The sequence below is a fragment of the Streptomyces sp. P5F9 genome, from assembly GCF_057961495.1.
Genome location: NZ_JBXVPZ010000844.1, coordinates 1 through 1,877, shown reverse-complemented (window position 1 = coordinate 1,877; position 1,877 = coordinate 1). Strand labels below are relative to the sequence as shown.

The 1,877-nt window shown below is 70.2% G+C and carries 2 protein-coding genes; one reads left to right on the top strand and one right to left on the bottom strand.

The genetic code is table 11. From position 1 onward, the window contains the following. Positions 1 to 747 (bottom strand): alcohol dehydrogenase catalytic domain-containing protein (locus tag AC31A1_RS50785; RefSeq protein WP_489659813.1); only part of this gene is annotated, 747 nt, incomplete at its 3' end. Positions 748 to 909: 162 nt separating this feature from the next. On the opposite strand from AC31A1_RS50785, the gene AC31A1_RS50780 reads away from it, so the two are divergent. Then, a partial coding sequence (locus tag AC31A1_RS50780; protein WP_489659812.1) for an ABC transporter ATP-binding protein occupies positions 910 to 1,877 on the top strand: 968 nt, incomplete at its 3' end.

The following is a 1,877-nucleotide window of genomic DNA, read 5'->3' as shown; positions in this document are numbered from 1 at the left end:
ACCGAAGCCGCCGGTGAGTTCGCGGATGGCCTCGACAGGGTCGCCGGCCTTGGAGTTGACGGTGTGCGTGGCGCCCATGGAGCGGGCCTTCTCCAGCTTGCGGTCATCGATGTCCACGGCGATGATCCGCGCCGCTCCCGCGAGCCGGGCCCCGGCGATCGCCGCGTCACCGACACCGCCGCACCCGATAACCGCGACCGTGTCACCGCGCCCGACGTTGCCGGTGTTGATGGCGGCGCCGATGCCGGCCATGACGCCACAGCCCAACAGTCCAGCGACGGCCGGGGAGACGGACGGGTCGACCTTGGTGCACTGTCCGGCGGCGACCAGCGTCTTGTCGGCGAAGGCACCGATGCCCAGGGCCGGGGAGAGCTCCTGGCCGGTCGAGGCGAGGGTCATCTTCTGCTTGGAGTTGTGGGTGTTGAAGCAGTACCAGGGGCGACCGCGCAGACAGGCCCGGCAATTCCCGCACACGGCACGCCAGTTGAGGATCACGAAGTCGCCGGGAGCAACGTCGGTGACGCCCTCGCCGACCGACTCCACCACGCCCGCGGCCTCGTGCCCGAGCAGGAACGGGAAGTCGTCGCTGATGCCGCCCTGTTTGTAGTGCAGGTCGGTATGACAGACCCCGCAGGCCTGGACCTTCACCACGGCCTCACCGGGTCCGGGATCGGGCACGACGATCGTCTCGACCCGGACCGGCTCGTTCTTGCCCGGTGCGATCACGCCGCGTACTTCCTGCGCCATGGTCCTGAACCCTTTCGTCGCCGTTGTCCCTGCCTCCGACCCTACGCGTGACTGATCGGTAAGGGCCACGCGTACCACCATGGTCGTCACCGCCACCGCCCTGGTCACCCCGGGCGGTGACCGACGTAGCCTGAATGCCCCGACCGACTCCCGAGGAGCGCCGTGAGCATCGCAGGGACTCAGAGCGGTCCGCCGGCCTGGCGGTTGCTCCTCGACTACGTACGACCGCACCGCTGGGCCCTGTTGGCGGGCGCGCTGCTCTCATTGGTCACCGGGGGCACCGGGTTGCTGTTGCCGCTGGTGGCGCGGGGCCTCATCGACGACCTCTCGCACGACCGGACGATCACCGGGGCGCTGCTCGCGATGTCGGCGCTGGTGGTCGCCAACGCGGCGGTGGGCGCGCTGGGTTCGTACGTTCTGCGGCGCACCGCCGAGTCGGTGGTGCTCGGCGCGCGGCGCGCCCTGTCGTCGTATCTGCTGCGGCTGCGGATCAGCGCGGTGGACCGCAGCGAGCCCGGCGACCTGATGGCCCGCATCACCTCCGACACCACCCTGCTGCGCGAGGTCACCACCGATTCACTGGTCGGCCTCGGCACCGAAGGGCTCATTCTCGTCGCGACAGTGGTGATGATGGGTCTCGTCGACCCCGTGCTGCTGGCCGTCACCCTTGGTGTGATCGTGGGCGCGGGCATCGTGCTCAGCGTGATCGTGCCGCGCATCAACCGGGCCAGCCGGCAGGCACAGGACGCGATCGGCGTGATGGGTGCCTCGCTGGAACGGATCCTCGGCGCACTGCGCACGGTGAAGGCGTCCGGCGCCGAGGACCGCGAGGAGCGCACCCTGCACGCGGCGGCCGAGGAGTCGTGGCGGCAGAGCATCCGCGCGGCCAAGTGGGCAGCGGCGGCGGGCAATACGGCCGGCCTGTCGATGCAGATCGCCTTCATCACCGTCCTCGCGGTGGGCGGAGCACGCGTGGCGACGGGCGCGATAAACGTCGGCACGCTGGTCGCCTTCCTCCTCTACGTCTTCTACCTCATGCAGCCGATCCAGCAGGTCGTCGGCGCGATCACGCAGTACCAGACGGGCGCCGCGGCCCTCGCCCGCATCCAGGAAGCGCTCCAGCTCCCGGC